Source organism: Paeniglutamicibacter psychrophenolicus (genome assembly GCF_030812255.1).
GTDB classification, from domain to species: domain Bacteria; phylum Actinomycetota; class Actinomycetes; order Actinomycetales; family Micrococcaceae; genus Paeniglutamicibacter; species Paeniglutamicibacter psychrophenolicus_A.
Genome location: NZ_JAUSSH010000008.1, coordinates 37,357 through 56,045 on the forward strand (window position 1 = coordinate 37,357; position 18,689 = coordinate 56,045).

The 18,689-nt window shown below is 66.1% G+C and carries 17 protein-coding genes; 7 read left to right on the forward strand and 10 right to left on the reverse strand.

The genetic code is table 11. The features are described from left to right. Positions 1-2 precede the first annotated feature (2 nt). Positions 3-464 carry a hypothetical protein gene (locus J2T21_RS12270; RefSeq protein ID WP_307581644.1) on the forward strand — a complete coding sequence of 154 codons (462 nt, stop codon included), beginning with the start codon at positions 3-5 and terminating at the stop codon, positions 462-464. Further along, positions 415-2,001, forward strand: coding sequence for a putative bifunctional diguanylate cyclase/phosphodiesterase (locus J2T21_RS12275; protein ID WP_307581645.1), 1,587 nt, complete (start codon positions 415-417; stop codon positions 1,999-2,001). The genes J2T21_RS12270 and J2T21_RS12275 overlap by 50 nt, the downstream gene beginning before the upstream one ends. A gap of 586 nt (positions 2,002-2,587) precedes the next feature. Here the strand turns inward: J2T21_RS12275 and guaB are convergent. The 6 genes from guaB to groES all read right to left on the reverse strand — a co-directional run bounded on the left by guaB (position 2,588) and on the right by groES (position 11,437). Next, positions 2,588-4,093 (reverse strand): IMP dehydrogenase, encoded by a 1,506-nt coding sequence (guaB, locus tag J2T21_RS12280; protein ID WP_307581646.1) that lies wholly within the window; start codon positions 4,091-4,093, stop codon positions 2,588-2,590. Between the two features lie 203 nt (positions 4,094-4,296). Further along, the gene (locus tag J2T21_RS12285) at positions 4,297-5,952 is read right to left on the reverse strand and encodes a glycoside hydrolase family 10 protein (protein WP_307581647.1); all 1,656 of its coding nucleotides are present in this window, start codon (positions 5,950-5,952) and stop codon (positions 4,297-4,299) included. A 185-nt stretch (positions 5,953-6,137) separates the two neighbouring features. Continuing rightward, positions 6,138-8,240, reverse strand: coding sequence for an acyltransferase family protein (locus J2T21_RS12290; protein WP_307581648.1), 2,103 nt, complete (start codon positions 8,238-8,240; stop codon positions 6,138-6,140). A 238-nt stretch (positions 8,241-8,478) separates the two neighbouring features. Continuing rightward, entirely contained in the window at positions 8,479-9,153 is a 675-nt protein-coding gene (locus J2T21_RS12295; protein ID WP_307581649.1) for a GAF and ANTAR domain-containing protein, read from the reverse strand. 313 nt (positions 9,154-9,466) lie between these two features. Further along, positions 9,467-11,080: a chaperonin GroEL gene (groL, locus tag J2T21_RS12300; protein WP_307581650.1), complete on the reverse strand. Its 1,614-nt coding sequence runs from the start codon at positions 11,078-11,080 to the stop codon at positions 9,467-9,469. Between the two features lie 60 nt (positions 11,081-11,140). Continuing rightward, positions 11,141-11,437, reverse strand: coding sequence for a co-chaperone GroES (gene groES, locus J2T21_RS12305; protein WP_071213005.1), 297 nt, complete (start codon positions 11,435-11,437; stop codon positions 11,141-11,143). A 568-nt stretch (positions 11,438-12,005) separates the two neighbouring features. On the opposite strand from groES, the gene J2T21_RS12310 reads away from it, so the two are divergent. Beyond that, positions 12,006-12,248, forward strand: a complete 243-nt coding sequence (locus tag J2T21_RS12310) for a CopG family transcriptional regulator (RefSeq protein ID WP_307581651.1) — start codon at positions 12,006-12,008, stop codon at positions 12,246-12,248. Continuing rightward, positions 12,245-12,586 carry a type II toxin-antitoxin system PemK/MazF family toxin gene (locus tag J2T21_RS12315; RefSeq protein WP_307581652.1) on the forward strand — a complete coding sequence of 114 codons (342 nt, stop codon included), beginning with the start codon at positions 12,245-12,247 and terminating at the stop codon, positions 12,584-12,586. Before J2T21_RS12310 ends, J2T21_RS12315 begins: the two co-directional genes overlap by 4 nt. A gap of 202 nt (positions 12,587-12,788) precedes the next feature. Here J2T21_RS12315 and csrA read toward each other — a convergent pair whose 3' ends face one another. Beyond that, positions 12,789-13,055: a carbon storage regulator CsrA gene (gene csrA, locus J2T21_RS12320; protein WP_307581653.1), complete on the reverse strand. Its 267-nt coding sequence runs from the start codon at positions 13,053-13,055 to the stop codon at positions 12,789-12,791. A gap of 714 nt (positions 13,056-13,769) precedes the next feature. Between csrA and J2T21_RS12325 the strand changes: the two genes are divergently transcribed. From J2T21_RS12325 to J2T21_RS12335, 3 genes are all read left to right on the forward strand, one after another. Next, positions 13,770-14,072 (forward strand): DUF4193 family protein, encoded by a 303-nt coding sequence (locus J2T21_RS12325; RefSeq protein WP_307581654.1) that lies wholly within the window; start codon positions 13,770-13,772, stop codon positions 14,070-14,072. Between the two features lie 151 nt (positions 14,073-14,223). Continuing rightward, on the forward strand, positions 14,224-14,556 hold the full coding sequence (locus J2T21_RS12330; protein ID WP_307581655.1) for a hypothetical protein: 333 nt from the start codon (positions 14,224-14,226) through the stop codon (positions 14,554-14,556). Positions 14,557-14,619: 63 nt separating this feature from the next. Further along, positions 14,620-14,775: a hypothetical protein gene (locus tag J2T21_RS12335; RefSeq protein WP_307581656.1), complete on the forward strand. Its 156-nt coding sequence runs from the start codon at positions 14,620-14,622 to the stop codon at positions 14,773-14,775. A 339-nt stretch (positions 14,776-15,114) separates the two neighbouring features. Here the strand turns inward: J2T21_RS12335 and J2T21_RS12340 are convergent, their stop codons facing one another. The 3 genes from J2T21_RS12340 to J2T21_RS12350 form a co-directional block, all read right to left on the reverse strand. Further along, positions 15,115-15,453, reverse strand: a complete 339-nt coding sequence (locus J2T21_RS12340; RefSeq protein ID WP_307581657.1) for a DUF2283 domain-containing protein — start codon at positions 15,451-15,453, stop codon at positions 15,115-15,117. A gap of 72 nt (positions 15,454-15,525) precedes the next feature. Then, positions 15,526-16,617, reverse strand: a complete 1,092-nt coding sequence (locus J2T21_RS12345; RefSeq protein ID WP_307581658.1) for a hypothetical protein — start codon at positions 16,615-16,617, stop codon at positions 15,526-15,528. Further along, complete coding sequence (locus tag J2T21_RS12350; protein WP_307581659.1) at positions 16,601-18,655, reverse strand: flagellar biosynthesis protein FlhA; 2,055 nt, start codon at positions 18,653-18,655, stop codon at positions 16,601-16,603. Before J2T21_RS12350 ends, J2T21_RS12345 begins: the two co-directional genes overlap by 17 nt. Positions 18,656-18,689: the final 34 nt, after the last annotated feature.

An 18,689-nucleotide genomic window follows, 5' to 3' on the forward strand; every position in this document is an offset into this window, starting at 1 on the left:
CCATGGGACAGGTTCCCCTTCTCGAGATTGGCTTGCCGCTTGACGGACTTCCTCCGATCGCGGACGCGACGTCTGAAGGCACAGCAGAGCAACCGGTTTGGAGCCAGAACATCAAGCATGCCCGGCTCACTTTCTTCGCCAACGAATTGCTTGAGGTCGATTTCCATCCCCGGACGGTGTTGTCAGTCGAGACGGTCCGGGAGCTCTGGGGACTTGCGGACGCGCGCCTCGAACGGAAGGTCAAGTACCTGCTGGTTGATGTATGCGGCATTGACAGTGTGAAACCCAATGTCACGGCCCTGATTGATCCGATGACCGAGGGCATGCGCACGGCTCTGCTGGGCTCCGGACCCGCAGACCGCGTGCTGGCACGATTCTTCATGCGCAAGGTCGATCCTGCGCGACGGTATATGTATGTCGAAAGCCGGCAGGACGCACTCGCGTTCTTCCACGAAGATGACTGACCCCGGCCCTCTCGAGATGGACGAACCCCGTATTCCGCGCATTGTCGACGCCATCCTCAGGATCGCGGACATGGATTTCGATACCCTATTGCATCCCAGCAGCCGGCGCGATGAGATCGACGCCATCATCATGGGGATCAATGCCATGGCCGCTGACCTGGAAACGACGTATTCCTCGCTTGATCGCCGGGTGGCAGAACGTACGCGGTTGCTCGAGGCGGCCCGCGACCAAATGGCGCTGTTGGCCTACACTGACCCCTTGACCCAGCTCGCGAATCGTTCCGCCTTGATGGAGGAAATCAACAAGACGCTTGTCGAGCCCGGCACTGGTCCCTCGGCCCCGATCTTGATGCTCCTGGATCTGGATGCCTTCAAGAGCATCAACGATACCTACGGACATGCACTGGGCGACAAAGTCCTGTGCCAGCTCGCCGAGAGGCTTCGCGGTTGTGTGCGCGCCGAGGACATCGTGGCGAGACTCGGAGGCGACGAATTCGCCATCTTGGTGCATGCACCGGAACACAACGCCGTCGCCCTGGGCCGACGCATCGTTGCGGCGATGAACCAGGACATGGTGATCGACAACATCCACCTGAGCCCCGGGGCCAGCCTTGGCATTGCCCGGACAACGCCGTCGCATTCGCCGGACAGTCTCGTGCTTGAGGCGGACACAGCCATGTATGTGGCCAAACGCTCGGTAAGCGAAAAGGTCGTGGAATTCGAGCCCTTCATGCTGTTTGAACGACGTGAAAAGGCCGAGATGCTCTCCGATCTCCGGCATTCACTGGACGGCGAGCAGTTCTTCCCTGCCTACCAAGCAGTGGTCCGCCTCAAGGATGAGGCAATCATCGGAGCAGAGGCCCTGGTGAGGTGGAATCGAGCGGGCCACGGGCTCGTGCGTCCGGACGAGTTCCTCCCCGCTGCCGAGGAGGCGGGCATGGTCGGCAAACTGACTGAATACCTGCTGGATCGGGTACTGCGCGACGTCAAGAGGTGGCGGGCGGCCAAGCTCGTCGGCGAAGATTTCAAGGTCCACCTCAACGTGACCTCGCGTGGACTGCACGACCTGGGCTTCGCCGACGAGGTGCGCAGGGTCTTGCGCCAGCATGAACTTCCGGCAACCGTGCTGGCCTTGGAAATCACCGAGAACAACTTGATGTCGGGTGACAACCTGCACCGCTATACCTTGATGGCGTTGGCAAAGATGGGGGTTGAGGTCTTTATTGACGACTTTGGCACCGGCTACTCCTCTATCAGCTATCTGCGCCAGTTGCCCGTGACCGGAGCCAAGATCGACAGGACTCTCGTTGACGACATTGCCGTGAACCCGAAGCAGGAATCCTTCCTTCGCGCCATCTCCGACTTGATTGCGGCTTGTGACCTCGAGTGCGTCGTCGAAGGAGTGGAGACTGCCGAGCAATCGGCGAAGCTCAAGGCCATGGGATTCACCACCGTCCAGGGATTCCACTATGCCGTTCCGCTGGACGCAGCCGCATTCGAGGAACTGTTGCGCATGCGCCGCCAAGCGCTCGCGTGATGACAGTTCAGCCACGGCACGCCACATGCCAAAGGCCTCGACCACCGGTTCCCCTGCGGGACCCGGTGCTCGAAGCCTAGCCGTGACGGGTGCTGAGTGTTACGGGATGTTGAAGCGATATCTCGGCGAAATGCATCTCGTGCGATCGCCGAGGGTGCCATCGGCGATCGCATCGTTGCCGGTCCAGCGACTTTTACGCCAACCCCATTCACGAACCAGGCGCAGCCCATGGGATCGATGGGAAATGGAAGGGGCAGGAACCCGCGCTACGTCAGCGGGTCCCTGCCCTGGGAACGCGCAGCTTGGGGTCTGCGACGTAACTCCCATGGAAAATCTGGTACTTGGGGTGCCAGATTTTCCGGAAATGGCCCTGCACTTAGGGGGGTGGCAGGACCAACCAACCTAGCCTACCTACCGAACGTCAACTTGCCCAATCGACGCGACTGCATCATCAATCGATGGTTGGTGTCCGCCTGCTTTCAGGCCCCGGACGAAGCCGTTGGTCCCCGCCGAGATAACTACAAAAGGCCCCGGCCACCGATCCCCTGCGGGAGCCGGTGTCCGGGGCCATTGCCGTGACGGGTGTTTAGCGCGAACGGTAGTTCGGCGCCTCGACGGTCATCATGATGTCGTGCGGGTGCGATTCCTTCAGCCCGGCCGCGGTGATGCGCACGAACTTGCCGCGGTTCTTCAGCTCGGGGATGGTGCGTCCGCCGACGTAGAACATGGTCTGGCGCAGGCCGCCGACCAGCTGGTGCGCCACTGCCGAGAGCGGGCCGCGGTACGGGACCTGGCCCTCGATGCCCTCGGGGATCAGCTTCTCGTTGGAAGGCACGTCCGACTGGAAGTAGCGGTCCTTGGAGTAGGAGGTGTTCTTGCCGCGGGTTTCCATGGCGCCGATCGAGCCCATGCCGCGGTAGGCCTTGAACTGCTTGCCGTTCATGAAGACCAAATCGCCCGGGGACTCGGCGGTGCCGGCCAGCAGGGAGCCGAGCATGACCGAATCGGCGCCGGCAACCAGTGCCTTGCCGATGTCGCCGGAGTGCTGCAGGCCGCCGTCGGCGATCACCGGCACGCCGGCCGGGATCGCGGCCTTGGCTGCCTCGTAGATGGCGGTGACCTGTGGGACGCCAACACCGGCGACGATGCGGGTGGTGCAGATGGAGCCCGGGCCCACACCGACCTTGATGGCGTCGGCGCCGGCGTCGATCAGTGCCTGGGCGCCCTCGCGGGTCGCGGCCTGGCCGCCGATGACGTCCACATGCGCGGCCGCCGGGTCCTTCTTCAGGCGGGCGATCATGTCCAGCACGCCCTGGCTGTGGCCGTTGGCGGTGTCCACCACCAGCACGTCCACGCCGGCGTCGATCAGCGCCATGGCGCGGTCGTAGCCCTCGCCGAAGAAGCCGACGGCAGCGCCGACACGCAGGCGGCCCTCGTCGTCCTTGGTGGCCAGCGGGTACTGCTCGGCCTTGTCGAAGTCCTTGACCGTGATCAATCCCTGCAGCACGCCGGCGTCGTCGACCAGCGGCAGCTTCTCGATGCGGTGCTTGCCCAGCAGGTTGATGACCTCGTCGCGCGACACCCCGACCTTGGCGGTGATCAGCGGCATGGCCGTCATGACTTCGTAGACCTTGGTGGTCATGAAGGTCTCGCGCGGCACGAAGCGGGTGTCGCGGTTGGTGATGATGCCCAGCAGCTTGCGGTTCTCATCGACCACCGGCAGGCCCGAGACGCGGTAGTGCGCGCACAGGTCGTCCCATTCGGCCAGTGTCGCCCCGGGGTTCACGGTCACCGGGTTGGTGATCATGCCCGATTCGCTGCGCTTGACCTGGTCCACCTGGTCGGCCTGGTCCTCGATGGACAGGTTGCGGTGGATGATGCCGATGCCGCCCTGGCGGGCCAGCGCGATGGCCATCGGTGCCTCGGTGACGGTGTCCATGGCCGCGGACAGCAGCGGGATGTTGATGGAGATCCGCTTGGTCAGGCGCGTGGTGGTGTCTGCCTCCGAGGGGATCACATCCGTCGGGCCGGGAAGCAGCAAGACGTCATCGTAGGTGAGGCCTTCAAAGGCAAATGGATTGAACTCAGTCACGGGGGACCTTTCACGCCGGTGCGGGGATTGATTACATCCTAGAACGCTTCACCGCCAAGCGACATTCCCGCATGGTTGGTGTGGCGAACGCAACTCCCGCCACTGCCCGCGCCTCGACATCCGCCCGCACCGCCGGGGCCGTCCCGGGGCCACCCTCAGCGCGGGAACGGCGCGGCACGATGCGGCCCCAAGGCTCCGGCGCCTCACGCCCGGATGAAGATCGCGGTGGCCCTTGAGGAGTCCACCCCGGTCTGGCTGACCGACTGGATCATGTACCAGTAGTAGTGCCCGAGCACCACCCCGGAATCCAGCCACGACTGGGCGGCGGCGGTGCGCCGGCGCACGGTGCGCAGGTAGGTTCCGGTGGACTGGATGTACGGGACGATCGATCCGGTGGACTCCCAGCGCCAGATGGCGATGAGCTTGATCGGCTCCCCGTTGGAACTCGAGCTCCAGCTCAGCCGCACCCCGGTGCCCTCGCGCACGGCCTTGGTGATCGTGGGCGTATAGGGCCGGGTGGCCAGCAGGTTCGTGTATGGGACCGGAAGGCCGGGGCGTGCGTACTTGGCGGCCTTGAGGATGCCGATGGCGTTGAGCTTGTTCGCCCGGAATGCGGTGGTGTTGTAGTAGGCCTGGCCGCGCACCGCCGGGACCGCACGGCACTTGGCCACGTGGTCGCGCAGCTCGTTGGGGTCCTGCCAGGCCGGGGTGGCCGGGTCCCCGACCTTGTAGGCGGCTTCCCCGGTGTAGAGCTTGACGCTGGTTCCGGCGACCTGCTTGGCCCACCAGTCGACCAGCACGTTGTAGTTGGCCACGGAGTACCCCTGGTACCAGTACAGCTGCGGGGCGATGTAGTCGACCCAGCCGTCCTTGACCCAGCGCCGGGTGTCCGCGTAGAGGGCATAGAAGCTCTCCAGCCCGCTGGTGGCAGAGCCCAGGGAGCTCGAGGAGCTGTTGGCCCAGATGCCGAAGGGACCGATGCCGAACACCACCCGGGGCTTGGCGGCGTGGATCGCGGTGTGGGTGTCGCGCACGAACACGTTGATGTTGTTGCGCCGCCAGGAAGAGATCGAGGTGAAGGACCCCTTGTAGGTGTTGTAGGTCGACGAGTCCGGGATCGAGGCCCCGGCCACCGGATAGGGATAGAAGTAGTCGTCAAAGTGCACCCCGTCCACGTCGTAGCGTTTGACCAGGTCCACGACCACGTTGCGGATGAAGGTGCGCACCGCGGGGATGCCGGGGTTGTAGTAGCGCCGCGGTCCGTAGGCGAAAGACCAGGAAGGGTTCAGCCGCGCCGGGTGGCTGGCAACCAGCGAGGTCAGCGAGGTGTCCATCGAGACGCGGAAGGGGTTGATCCACGCGTGCAGGGCGATCCCGCGCTTGTGCGCCTCGGCGATGGCGTAGGCCAGCGGGTCGTAGCCCGGGTCCTTGCCCTGGGTGCCGGTGAGGTACTTGGACCACGGCTCGCCCAGGGTGGCCTTCCACATCCGGTCTGCGGCGGGGCGGACCTGCAGCAGCACGGCGTTGAGGTTCCGGGACACCGCCAGGTCCAGGATCGAGCGCAGCTCGGCCTGCTGGGTGGCCACCGAGAGCCCGGACTTGGAGGGCCAGTCGATGTTCAGCACGCTGGCGGTCCACAGGGCGCGGAACTCGGTGCGCGGGTAGGTGGTGGAGGTGAAGGTGTTGCGCGAGGAGATGGTGTACACGTGGTTCCGGATGACCGCCGCCGCGGCGGGCGCCGCCACCAGTCCGGGGCCCAACACGGCTCCTCCCAACACCGCCACGGCGGCCGAGAGCACCGCCCTCCTGCTCACGGGGCCGGCAAGGGCCAGGGACAATGGTGCCATTTCCGTTTTCATGGCATTGACTCCGATGGTGCGCAAGCGGGCACGGCCGGGCCGGATCGTTCGGCCGCTTGGAGGCAACAATACGCCGCACGGGGATGCGGCGACAGACCCCTACGCATCACGTTTGCGCGGCACTTTTTCCACGACGCCCCGGCCTGTTCCAACGGCGCTTCCCGGCGCTGGCCCGGCCCGGGGAATCAGCGCGGGCCGGTGAGGGCTTCCAGGAAGCGCAGCTCGAATTGGACAGCCGTCGTCCGGACATAGGTGCTGGTCAGGTGGGACTGGTCCATGTAAACCAGCACGTTGCCGATGACCGGGCGGCAGATGCCCTCGGGGCAGAGCTGGTCGGTCATGTCCATGGTGGAGAAGTTCTCCCCCAGTGTCCCGTCGGCGGCCAGCTTGTCCAGCGGTGAGACCTTGGCCATGAGCTCGGACACCGGGGCATTGCATTTCTCCGATTCCGCCCCGAACCGGTCCACGCATTCGGGGGCCGGGGTGGTGAAGCGCGGGGTGTCGCGCAGCGCCACCACCGGGATGCCGGCATCGAGCAGCGGGCGGATTCCCGCCTCGTAGCCGGGCACGATCCGCTCCTGCTGCGCCGGGGTGCGGCCTTCGGGGTCTTCGCCCAGGGCGGTGAAGGTGCCCAGGGTGAGCACCGCATCGGGGTCATGTTCCAGCGCGTATTTCCCTGCAGCCTCGTTGAACGCCCCGCATTCCCCGCCGCGGGTGTCGGAGGGGCCGCCGAAGCGGCACGACGGCTTGGTCAGCAGGATCCAGCGCCAGCCGTGCTTTTGCGCCATCGCGTCCACCGCGCCGCTCCAGTGCTGGGCGTGCGAGTCCCCTAGCACCACGATGGTCTTTTCCGCGTTTTCGCTGCCGCCCTGCTGGCAGTATTCGACCTCGGGTGCCTGGGGTGCCCATGCCCCGGTGCAGTCGGCCCCGAAGTTCGACCATTCCCCGTCAAGCTTGCTGGTGAGCGGGACCATGAGGGCCGCGGAGCTTGGTTCGTGCCCGAACCCGGGGTCCAGGATTGCCGCACCGGGGTTGTCGATCTCCGCCTGGGAGGCCGCACGCAGTTCCTCGGCGGCGACCCGGTGTTCCCAGCCGGACAGCGGCAGCAGCACCAGGGACAGCAGCACCGCGATGCCCAGGCCCGCGCGCCGGCGCTTGGCCGAGAGCCAGTGCCAGGATCGCATCGGGGATTCGACGACGCGGGTGGTGGCCCAGGCCAGCACCAGGGAAACCAGCATCAGGCACAGGCCCGTGGCGAAGGAGATCTCCGCGTTTCCCGTTTCGACGAGGAAGAAGATCATCACCGGCCAGTGCCACAGGTACAGCGCATAGGACACGTCCCCCAGCTTCACCAGCGGGCCCAGGGCCAGCACCCGTTGCACCCCGAAGCGGTTGTCCGGGGCCATGACGATGAAGGCCGCGGCCAGGGTCGGCCACAGGGCCAGGTACCCGGGGAACTCGTGCTCCACCTGCAGCAACATGCCGCAGGCCAGGATCGCGGCCAGACCGACCCAGCCCAGCGGCACGGTCAGGGCCCGGGGCAGCTTTTGCAGCCGCGGCAGGAACACGGCCAGCAGCGATCCGAGCGCGAACTCCCAGAGCCTGGCGCCGGTGTCGAAGTAGGCCCATTCCTGGGCGGTTGCGGTGATGTGGATCGAGTAGGCCAGGGAGGCGGTGAACACGGCGCCAAAGAGGAATCCTATGGTGTTCCGGTAGCTCAGCGACGGGAACCTGCCGGACAGGGCCTTGAACAGGACCAGGCCCGCGGCGAGCAGCAGCGGCCACAGGATGAAGACCTGGCCCTGGATGGACAGCGACCAGAAGTGCTGCAGCGGGCTGGCCGTGGCGTGGTCGGCGGCGTAGTAATCCACCGAGTCCGCCGCAAGCTGCCAGTTCTGCCGGTAGAACAGGCTGGCTGCGGTTTGCTCCATGATCGAGCTCCAGCGTGCCTTGGGCAGCAGCACGATGCTGGCGGCGATCACGGACAGCAGGACCAGGACCGCGGCGGGCAGCAGCCGGCGGAAGACGCCCAGCCAGTAGGAAATCAGCGCCAGGGGCCGTCCGGTCTCGACCTTGCGGATGAACGCGCCGGCGAGGAAGAACGCGGAGAGCAGCAAAAAGACATCAACGCCGCCGGAAACCCGCCCAAACCAAACGTGGTAGACCATCACGAGCACCACCGCCAACGCGCGCAGGCCCTGGAGTTCTGGCCTGAAGCGTTCGGCGGGGGTCGTGACCGGTGCGTTGCTCCGGCCTGCCACTATCGGGGCAGGTGTGGGGATAGGCATCGGTACATCCTGTAAAGCTTGCGGTGTGTCCAGGCCCGGAACGTAGGGCATGGGCATCCAACGTTACCAAACCTCGTTATCAATTCGTTACAGCCGGTTCGCGGTGTCGTCGGTTCGCTGCCCCCTCCTCGGGCGTTGCAGGACACATGACCTTGGCCGTTGCCACCGCCGCCTGGACCTCGACGACCTCCGGGCCCGCCCAGGCACCCACCGGAGGACGCTGCTGCTTCGCGCCGGCCTAGGGGTCAAAATGTGCAGGTCCGGGCGCCGGGGCAAAACGGGAGATGATTTCCATCGCCAGGGCGTGGAGCTTCTGGTTCCTGTTGTTCGACGCCTTGCACAGCATGTCGAAGGCCTCTTGTGCGGAGCAACCGTCCTGGGCCATGAGGATTCCGCGCGCCAGGTCGATCGCCGTGCGGTGCTCCAGGGCGGCGGCCAGGTTCTCCGATTTCAGCTCGGCCTCCGCGACCCGCACGGCCGCGGACAAGGCACGGCGTCCCTCGTCGGCGAGCCCCATGGCTTCGAGCACGATGGGCTCGCTGAGCGCCCAGGAGTCGGCAGCGAAGAACACCAGGACGGCCGTGGCCCTGGCGCCAAGTTCCAGCGGGACCGCCACCAATCCGGCAAAGCCCTGCTCCGCCAGCTTCAGTCCGTACCCGGGCCAGCGCGCATCGACGGCGTCGTTCACGATGACCGGCAGCCCGCTGCGCACGGCGTGCAGGCCGGGGCCATCATCCAGCAGCGTCTCGACGCCCTCCAGGCGTATCACCCGTTCATCGCTTCCCGCCATCGCCGGCGGCAGCTTGCGCATGTGCAGAATCACCAGGCACTCAATGTCCGATCCGGCGGCTCGTCCCAGCCGATCGGCCGACAGCTCGGCCAGGCCCTCCAGCACTCCGTGCAGTCCTTCCATTTCGGCCACCAAATCACACAGTTCCCCAAGAACGTCCATTTTTCTCAGCGCCTCCATGAATTTGTTTGTCGTACCGCTTCCTCCAGTTGCACGACAGCCCCCGCTGACCGGTGGCCGTCGCTAAATTCCGTAACAAGATTTTTACCGCATCCGCGTGCATTTCGCCAGTACCGCGCCTGGCGTGTGCGCCGCCGCTTGTTCACGGCCCTGCCCGGCCAAACGCCAAACGCCGCCGGCGTCCGGCCCTGCCGCCCGGTGTGGGCGCCAGTGCTGGATGCCGGCGGCGCGTGGACGCACTGCCGTGAGGGCGGTGTTAGTGGTTGTGGCCTGCGTGCGAGTCCGCGTCCCCGGCAGGCTTTTCGGCGACCAGGGTTTCGGTGGTGAGCACCAGTGCCGCAATCGATGCCGCGTTGCGCAGCGCCGAGCGGGTGACCTTGACCGGGTCGATGACACCGGCGTCGATCAGGTTCTCGTACACGCCGGTCAGGGCGTTGAAGCCCTCGTTGGCCGGCGATTCGGAGACCTTGGCGGTGACGACGTAGCCGTCGAAGCCGGCGTTCTGGGCGATCCAGCGCAGCGGCTGGACCAGGGCGCGGCGGGCAATGCCGACACCCGCAACGGCGTCGCCGGTCAGGGCGAGCACGTTCGGATCGGTGTCCAGCACGGCCAGTGCGTCAACCAATGCGGTGCCGCCGCCTGCAACGATTCCCTCTTCGAGGGCCGCGCGGGTGGAGGACACTGCATCTTCGATGCGTGCCTTGCGTTCCTTCAGCTCGACCTCGGTGGCTGCGCCGACCTTGATCACGCCGATGCCGCCCGAGAGCTTGGCGAGGCGCTCGTTGAGCTTCTCGCGGTCCCACTCGGAATCGGTGCGGGTCAGTTCGGCCCTGAGCTGCGAAACGCGGTCAGCCACGTCCTCGGCGGTGCCTGCACCGTCGACGATGGTGGTCGAGTCCTTGGTGATGGTGATGCGGCGAGCCGATCCCAGCACCTCGAGCCCGACCTGGTCCAGCTGCAGCCCCAGGTCCGGGGAGACAACCTGGGCGCCGGTGAGGATCGCAATGTCCTGCAGCATGGCCTTGCGGCGGTCGCCGAAGCCCGGGGCCTTGACGGCCACGGCGTTCAGCGTGCCGCGGATCTTGTTCACCACGAGGGTGGAAAGGGCTTCGCCCTCGATGTCCTCGGCGATGATGAACAGCGGCTTGCCTGCTGCCAGCACCTTTTCCAGCAGCGGCAGGAACTCTGCAACCGTGGAGATCTTGCCCGAGTTGACCAGGATCAGCGCGTCCTCGAGGACTGCTTCCTGGCGCTCCGGGTCGGTGACGAACTGCGGGGACAGGTAGCCCTTGTCGAACTGCATGCCCTCGGTGACAACCAGCTCGGTGGCGGTCGTGGAGGATTCCTCGATGGTGATGACGCCGTCGGTGCCCACGGTTTCGAAGGCCTGGGCCAGCAGCTCGCCGATTTCCTCGCTCTGCGCGGAGATGGCGGCCACGTTGGCGACCTGCTTGCCCTCGACCGGAACCGAGTTCTCGGCCAGGCGTGCGGCGACAGCCTCGACGGCTACCTCGATGCCGCGCTTGATTTCGCCCGGGGCGGCACCCGCGGCAACGTTGCGCAGGCCCTCCTTGACGAATGCCTGGGCGAGCACGGTGGCGGTGGTGGTGCCGTCGCCTGCCACGTCGTTGGTCTTGGTGGCTACTTCCTTGGCCAGCTGCGCGCCAAGGTTCTCGTAGGCATCTTCCAGCTCGATCTCACGGGCGATGGTCACGCCATCGTTGGTGATCGTCGGTGCGCCCCAGGCCTTTGCCAGCACCACGTTGCGGCCGCGCGGGCCGAGGGTCACCTTGACGGTGTTTGCGAGCTTGTCGATGCCCGCTTCGAGGGCGCGTCGCGCCTCTTCATTGAAAGCTAGCTGCTTTGCCATGTCTTGCTCCTTATAAGCTGCATAAAGCCCCGGCCAGGGGCCGGGGCTTTATCAGGAAAACTACTTTACGACGATGGCCAGGACGTCGCGTGCCGAGAGCACCAGGTACTCTGCACCGCCGACCTTGACTTCGGTTCCGCCGTACTTGGAGTAGATCACGACGTCGCCTTCGGCTACGTCTACCGGAACGCGGTTGCCGTTGTCATCGACACGGCCCGGTCCAACTGCTACGACCTTGCCTTCCTGCGGCTTTTCCTTGGCGGAATCAGGGATGACCAGACCGGAAGCAGTGGTGGTTTCTGCTTCGAGCGGCTGGACGACAATGCGGTCCTCGAGAGGCTTAATGGAGACGGACATCGTCTCTCCTTTGCGTGAGTTACCAATGGTTTACGGGCCGTTCGGGTGGTACCAACCGTCGTCGCGGTGCCAGCTGGTGAATTACCTCAGGCTTTCAGTGCTTGCCGGGTTCGACAAGCACCATGAATGACTCTAGGCAACCATTAGCACTCGGTCAAGGCGAGTGCTAATTGCGTCGTGTTTTACGCGCTCGGCGGATCGGGTGCGGCGCGCGAGACCGAATGGCTCGCGCGACATCGGTAGGTGGCCTTTTGGCTCCGCTCGAACCACCAGTCCATGGCGCAACCGACACGACGACCAGTTCCGGATCGACAACGCGCCTTGCTTCGGCCGCCGGGGTGTTCGATTGCCACAAACCATCCCCGCGTCCGGGCATCGCTTCACTCCGGTGCACCGCAATCAGCAAGCCCCTTGTGCGCTGTGGTGTCGATGTCCCCGCCCTCGGGGATCAAGGCACAAAGGTCCATACGCCAGACGCGGAGGGGCTCGGCGGAGGCGGGCAGGACATAGGTGGATCTCCCGCCAAACCCCTCTGGCTGGACTAGTATAACCCGGTTATACTGGAGCTATGAAGACCGCAATCTCGATCCCTGACAATATTTTCCGCGAGGCCGAATCGGCAGCCAGTCGGCTTGGCATCTCGCGCTCCGAGTTCTTCACCCGTGCCGCGAAATCCTATATCCGGGCCGTAGATGAGGAATCGTTGACCTTCGGAATCGACGCAGCTCTCGCCCGGATTGGGGACCACGACACGAAGTTCGTCACGGAGGCCAGCCGCAGGGCCCTGAAGTCGGACGGCGATGGCTGGTGATCCAGCGCGGAGGAATCCACTGGGCCGACTTGGGTGAGCCGCGGGGAAGTGCACCGGCCAAACACCGGCCGGTTCTTGTCGTTCAATCGGAGTCGTTCAACCGGTCCAGGATCGGCACCGTGGTCGTCATGGTGCTGACTTCGAACCTCCAACTTTCCAATGTTCCCGGCAACACTTTTCTCCCCGCGGTCGACACCGGGCTACCCAAGGACTCCGTGGCCAATGCCAGCCAGCTGTATACGCTGAACCGCTTCGACCTCCTCGACCGGGCCGGGAGCGTACCGGCCGATCTCATGCAGAAAGTCGACGGCGGGATCCGGCAGGTGCTCGGGCTGTAGTCCCGGTCTTGTCGGGGTGGCCCGCCAGACCCGAGACATGCGGATGTGCCCAAGGATTCGCAGCAAGGAAACCGCCAACGCGCTTTCGGCGCCCTGTTCTTTAACGATGCAGTCCAGGTTCCCCAGCAACGGATGGCGTTCTCCCGGAAACCAAAATGCGGAGCATGCACCGCTTGCCGGGGAGCATGATCCGCTCCGACAGTCAGGCGCCGGGAGCCTTGGGCGCAGCGGGCTTGGCAGACGCAGGGAAAAGGGCCCGCAGCCGGGCCTCGGCATCACCGGTGGCGGCGGCAGCGGCCTGCTGGTTGGCCTCGGTCACGGCGGCGACCATCTCGGCTCGTTGGATCTTGATGCCCCGGGGCGCGTCAAAGCCGATCTTGATCGAATCGCCCTTCACATCGAGGACCGTCACCACGATGTCCTCGCCAATCAGGACCTGTTCTCCGACCTTCCGCGTAAGTACCAGCACCGCACAATCATAACCCGCTCCCCCTCGAGGACTTCCGAACTCCGGCATGCTGCACAAGACATCGTTGCCGGTGGGCTCATTGGGCATGCACGGGATGGGGTTGAGCCAGCAACCGGTGTGCCGTGGAACCCCCGGTGCGCCTGGACCCTATTCGGGCATTCCCTTATCCGGCGCACCTTCGATTCCCGTTTTCCCCGAATGATATTCCGGAGGCGACAACCGAGGGGCCGCCAACCATGGGACATGAGGGTCTCGAACAGGGTGCAAATCCCTTTACAGATCGCCGGTCCGTGCAGCAACGTGGATTCAACCCAAAAGTGCTGCCGCACGGCAGGCTGCAAGGACTCCCGCCGGCCCACTTCAACGGCGTTTCACCCGAACGCGGTCGGCGCGAAGACCGTGCGCGGCAGTCGGCTCCGGCAGCCAGGCCAGCGATGCACGAGAAAGGACACCATGGGCGAGAAAGAGCATGGCGATGCCGGATCCGCACCCCGGGGGCGCGGGCGGCATGGAGAACCCGAACCCGATGAAGGCCCGAGCGAGACGACACCGGCCGCGAAGGAACGGGCCGAGAACTTTCCCCGAACACCCGACCCGGAAGCGGCACAGGACGACCTTGACCAGGCGCAACCGGGCCAACCCAGCGACTAGTCGCGCTGCCCGGACGCGGCAGGAATTTCGGCAATCCACCAGATAGATTCGCGAGGAACCACCATGGCCCAGGATTACGACGATGCCCGCCCCGAGGTGGCCGAGGCAGCGGAAAACACGCTTCAGGATGTGCGCAAGATCGATGCGCCCGACGCGAAAAGCGACCAGGCCAAACTCGAGGAGGCCGATATCTCCGAGGGCACCGAGCTGCCCGGGGCGATCGTGCTCGACGAGCTGGTCGTAGAGGTCGTGCCGCAGGCGCAGGACGAGTTCTTCTGCGGCCAACGCTTCACCGTCAGGCACCGCAGCCAGGCCGCCGAGGAAGTCGACGGCCTCACGATCTGCCGCGACTGCGCGGAGCTTTGATCCCGTGCCGGCCGGAGCTGCCGGCCCACGGTCGCCAACGGGTGTCGAATCCCTAGGCAGGGCCCGGATGGCGGACCTAGACTGGCCGCATCACGACGATGGGCCGACCCGCCCTTTCGGCCGCCCGGCGCCCCGAACCGCAGGAGTAAGCATGAGCACCGTGAACCCCGAAAATTCCGAGAACCCGACGGATCTGACGCCAGGGCTCGATGACGTGATCGAACCGGAAACCACCGCACTGCCGCATTCCTCCAGGCGCGGGCATGGCAAGGTCCCCGAAACCCTGGACGACGAGGACTTCGCGGCTGCCGAGTACCAGGAGCGCGTGGCTGCCGGACTGGAGGACTACGATCCCGACGAGGTGCCCGACGCCACGGACCCGCTCCCGGCGGGAGTCCCGGAGGAAGCCGAGCGGGTTGAGCTTGGGTTGGGCAAAGCGAACGATGATGACGACGAGGACGAAGAGGAATACCCCCATGGCTGAGCGAGGAAGCAACAAGCACGGTACGGAACTCGATGAGCAGATGAAGCACGAGTCCGAGGCGGCGTGAAGGGCATCAAGCCGGCCCACCGCGAAGAATTCCGCCAGACCGAACCCTTCACCGACGACACCGATCCGCAGGAGGTGCAGGACGCCACGACGCGGGAGGACCTGGGTTCCGGACCCAATAGTGGCGACGGGAACGAATCCTCAGGTGGCTAGCAGGAGCTTCCCCGCTTTCTGGTGAAACGCGGCATTTTCTGTGTAGCCACGCGGAGAATGGTGCACCATTCCGACACCACGCATCGGTCTCGGGCCCGCTGCTTCGACCATACCCAAGGCAGGGCCGCTACCAGGCTCGAGGAGCTGGCCAACACCCTGCCCCTCGGCTCCCTCCGGACCCGCCAGTTACAGTTGCGTCCTACGGCGCGCCGAGCGGCACTACAGTGCAACGCCGGTTGGCCCCCGGCGTTGAGGCAGGGAGACGCCGAGTTCAGTACGCACGAAATAGCCCGGTCATTCTCTTTGGAATGGCCGGGCTATTTTTGGGCAAGGATCCGTTTAAAGTCCGGCGTAGCCTTCGTTGAAATGACAAGATGCATTCTGCATCGAGACGCCATCAACGCCCGTGGTCAGACTCGTGAATGACGATACCGTGGGTCGAATCCGCTGCAAGTTGGCAACAACTTCAGGGCGAACATGAAAATCTTCATGCAATTGCGTAAAGGGGATGGCAGCGGAAAGGGTAAGCACTTCGACGCCGACAACGACGTTGAACTCGTCCAAGTCAATCAAAACATCCGAGGTCGCTTCGACGGTCTTTGACACCGGAGCACTTGAAAGCCGGATATACGCGGCGTCAGCATCAGTATCAACTTCAAGTAGGAACATGGGCTTCATGTTGTTTCCCTCTTCCAAACAGACTTGACCATGAGCGTACTGGAATCGCCACGCTTTTCAATGGCTGGCGGGCTAGATGCCCGGGCCGCGGGCCTCAAGCACGGGGAAGCCCAGCTCCCACACCGATTCCGGGGAGAGGGTCTCCTCGGCATGCAGGGACACCACCGCGTAGAGCCGGTGTCCGGCGGCCACGTGCTTGATCCAGGCAGCGGTGTCCTCCGCCTTGCGCCCGGCATCCACGGCGGCCCACAGCTGGTCGGCCTCCAGCACCTGAAGCAGCTCCAATTGCGGCAGCAGCGCCAGTTGCGGATTGATCGCCACCGCCACGAGCAATGGAACGCCTTCGGCGACCGCTGCGGCGCGCGCCCGCAGGATGCCGCGCCTGTCGGCCAGGGGCCTGCGGGCCAGGGAGTCCGCGTCGAACTTCTGCGCCAGCTCCCCGGCATTGCGCCGCAGGGCGGTGCCGTCGTGGAGTTCCTCCGCGGCCATCCCGGCATCCCCCCACAGTCCGATGACGACCACCAGGTCCCCGGGACCGGCCAGCGGCGAGGGAACGATGTCGCGGTCCCGCGCCGGATGCAATCCGGTGCCGGTTACCGCCGGGAGCAGGCCCGCAGGGAGGAAACCGGTGCCCGGGGCACCGGTGGTTTCGGTTGCCTCCGGGCCGCGGGCCGCCGCCCGGGCACCGGTTGACGGTTCGAGGGCAAAGGCCTGCCCATCAAGCAGCCGGGCGAAATCCGGGGCGCCGGGAACCGCTGGCCGCCCGCCGCGGCGTGTCTGCCGTGGCGGTGCCGGTGCCAGGCGCAGTTCGGCGGCATCGGCCCGTTCCAGCAATCCGTTGATCCCGCCGCCGGAGCCCTGATAATCGGTGTCGCCGGCCTCCGGATCCGGGTCCATGGATGGGCGGCCCCCCGCGGCGCGACCCGCAACCAGCTCGAGGTCCCGGACGTCGAGGGGTTCGTCCCCGGGTCCGATGACCCGCCCGTCGGGGGCGTCCCCGTCGGGCACCTCGATGATCGCCTCGTAGTGTTCCCTGGCCAGGAACCGGCCGAGGCCACCGGTGGTGACCCGCTCCGCCGAGACGATGCGCGCGGTGTGCCCGTACTCGGCGACCACCTGGGCGTGGATGGATTCGAGGCTGGGGCCCTCAAGCCGAAATCGCATCGGCACCGCGCACCACCCCCACGGTCTCGATGTCGGCCCCGCCGGCGGTGGCCTCCTGGTAGGAGAGCACCGGGATGGATCCGGGCGCGGTGCCCAGCAGCCGGCGCACCGCCGGGCGCAGCGCCGGGGCGCAGACCAGCACCGCGGACAGGCCCCGGGTTTCCAAATCGGCGGCGATCTGCTTCACCGAGGCGAGCACCGCCTCCAGCCGCGGGGCATCGAGCATGATCTGGCTTCCGGCCTCGGAGGGGCGCAGCCCCTCGAGCATGCCCTGTTCCAGGACCGGGTCGACCATGACGACCCGCAGCAAGGTGCCTTCCAGGTAGCCGGCGGCGATGGCCGGGCCCAGGGCGGCGCGGGCGGCCTCGATGAGGCCCTCCGGGTCGGTGCCGGCCTTGGCCCGCAGGGCCAGCGCCTCGTAGATGCGGGCGAGGTCGTTGATCGGCACCGATTCGGCCAGCAGGCCCTGGAGCACGCGTTGGACCTCGGCCAGGCTCATGAGCGAGGGCACCAGTTCCTCCACGGCCGAGGGGTTGGCCTCGCGCACCGCGTCGGTGAGCACCCGCACGTCCTCCCGGGTCAGCAGCCTCGCGGCCTGGTCCTTGACGATCGAGGACAGGTGGGTGACGATCACCGAGACCCGGTCGATCGTGGTGGCCCCGGCCATCTCGGCGTTGTGCCGCAGCTCGGCCGGGACCCACTTGCCCGCCAGCCCGAAGACCGGTTCCACGACCGTGGCCCCGGGCAGGGATTCCAGGTGGTCCCCGAGGGCCAGGATCTTGCCGCGCGGCGCGGTGCCGCGCCCTGCCTCCACCCCGGCGATCCGGATCGCGTAGGTGGCCGGGGGCAGGTCGACCGAGTCGCGGGTGCGCACCGGGGGCAGCACGATGCCCAGCTCCATGGCCACGCGGCGGCGCAGCGCCCGCACGCGGGCCAGCAGGTCGTCCCCTCCCCCGTTGACCACGTCCACCAGGTCCGGGGCCAGCTGGATCTCCAGGGCATGCACCCGCATCTTCTCGATCAGGTCCTCGGTGGTTTCGGCCGGGACCACCGCGGCTTCGTTCCGCAATGCCACCGCCGCCCGGGTTTCCTCCCTGGCCGCGTTGGCCTTGAGGCGCTGGGCGGCGAAGATGAGCAGGGTGCCGATGAGCACGAAGGGCAGCTTCGGCATCCCGGGCACCAGCGCCAGGCCGATGGCCGCGGACCCTGAGATCAGCAGCGCGGTGCGCGACTGGGCCAGCTGGGTCGAGGCGGTGGAACCCATGTCGGAGGAGGCGTTGGAACGGGTGACGATCATGCCGGTGGACACGGCCATCAGCAGCGCGGGGATCTGCGTGGCCAGGCCGTCGCCGATGGTCAGCAGCGCATAGGTGTTCAGTGCCTCGCCGATGCCCATGCCGCGCTGCACCATGCCGATGGCGATGCCGCCGACCAGGTTGATGATGATGATGATCAGCCCGGCGATGGCGTCGCCCTTGACGAACTTGGAGGCGCCGTCCATGGCGCCGTAGAAGTCGGCCTCCGCGGCGACCTCGGCGCGGCGCTCGCGCGCCTGACTGTCGGTGATCAGCCCGGCGTTCAGGTCCGCGTCGATGGCCATCTGCTTGCCCGGCATGGCATCGAGGGTGAAGCGCGCACCGACCTCGGCGACGCGTTCGGCGCCCTTGGTGACCACCACGAACTGGATGACCACCAGGATCAGGAAGATCACGCAGCCGATGATCAACGAGCCGCCCACCGCGATGTTCCCGAATGCGGCAATGACCTCACCGGCGTACGCGTCCCCGAGCACCAGGCGCGTGGAGGCGACGTTCAGGCCCAGGCGCAGCAGCGTGGCCACCAGCAGCAGCGAGGGGAAGACCGAGAAGTCCAGCGGCCGCTTGACGAACATGGTGGTCAGCAGGATCACCAGGGCCAAAAGGATGGACACGGCGATCAGCACGTCCAGCAGGGAGGCCGGGACCGGGACCACCAGCAGCATGATGATGCCCACCACGCCCAGCGGCACGGCGATCTTGGAGAGGGAGGCGAATTTCATGCGGACTTGCTCCTTGGGGCGGGGCTGGGTGCCT